The sequence below is a fragment of the Enterobacter sp. EC_64 genome, from assembly GCF_019584165.1.
GTDB classification, from domain to species: Bacteria; Pseudomonadota; Gammaproteobacteria; order Enterobacterales; family Enterobacteriaceae; genus Enterobacter; species Enterobacter roggenkampii.
On the sequence record NZ_VDAS01000069.1, the window covers coordinates 1 to 1,221 of the forward strand.

Consider the following 1,221-nt stretch of genomic DNA (forward strand, 5'->3'; position numbering starts at 1 on the left):
TGACCTGCTCCCCGTTGATTAGTACACCCCGATGTTAGTAATGTCTTCATTAGCCACATGAGGACATCCCCATGAAGAAGCGTTTTTCCGATGAACAGATCATCAGTATTCTCCGCGAAGCCGAAGCTGGGGTACCCGCCCGTGAACTCTGCCGCAAGCATGCCATTTCCGATGCCACGTTTTACATCTGGCGTAAGAAGTATGGCGGTATGGAGGTGCCTGAAGTTAAGCGCCTGAAGTCGCTTGAGGAAGAGAACGCCAGACTCAAGAAGCTGCTTGCCGAAGCCATGCTGGATAAAGAGGCGCTTCAGGTGGCTCTTGGGCGAAAGTACTGACGACAGACCAGAAGCGGGAAGCCGTGATGTTGATGTGTGATGCGACCGGTCTGTCGCAACGTCGTGCCTGCAGGCTTACAGGTTTATCCCTGTCGACCTGCCGCTATGAGGCTCACCGTCCGGCTGCTGATGCGCATTTATCAGGGCGCATCACTGAGCTGGCACTGGAGCGCAGGCGTTTTGGCTACCGTCGTATTTGGCAGTTGCTGCGCCGTGAAGGGCTTCATGTTAATCATAAGCGCGTGTACCGGCTTTATCACCTCAGTGGCCTGGGCGTAAAACGCAGAAGACGTCGTAAAGGGCTGGCAACAGAACGTCTGCCGCTGCTCCGTCCGGCGGCGCCCAATCTGACCTGGTCGATGGATTTCGTCATGGACGCACTTTCCACCGGTCGCAGGATCAAGTGTCTTACCTGCGTCGATGATTTCACAAAGGAATGCCTGACGGTCACTGTTGCCTTTGGGATTTCAGGCGTTCAGGTCACGCGTATTCTGGACAGCATTGCACTGTTTCGAGGCTATCCGGCGACGATAAGAACTGACCAGGGGCCGGAGTTCACTTGCCGTGCACTGGATCAATGGGCCTTTGAGCATGGTGTTGAGTTGCGCTTAATCCAGCCGGGCAAGCCAACGCAGAACGGATTTATTGAGAGCTTTAACGGACGATTTCGCGATGAATGTTTGAATGAGCACTGGTTCAGCGATATCGTTCATGCCAGGAAAATTATTAATGACTGGCGGCAGGATTATAACGAATGCCGCCCGCACTCCACGCTGAATTATCAGACACCGTCTGAATTTGCAGCGGGCTGGAGAAAGGGTCATTCTGAGAATGAAGATTCCGACGTTACTAACTGAGTGTTGTATCTAATCGTGGGGGCAGGTCA

General features: G+C 53.4%; 1 protein-coding gene. It reads left to right on the plus strand.

Annotated elements, in window-relative coordinates; genetic code table 11:
- The first annotated feature begins 71 nt into the window (after window positions 1-71).
- A protein-coding gene (locus FHC52_RS22470) for an IS3-like element ISSen4 family transposase (RefSeq protein WP_096147877.1) occupies window positions 72-1,192 on the plus strand; the annotation gives its coding sequence in 2 pieces (ribosomal slippage) (window positions 72-330 and window positions 330-1,192; 1,122 coding nt in all).
- Window positions 1,193-1,221: the final 29 nt, after the last annotated feature.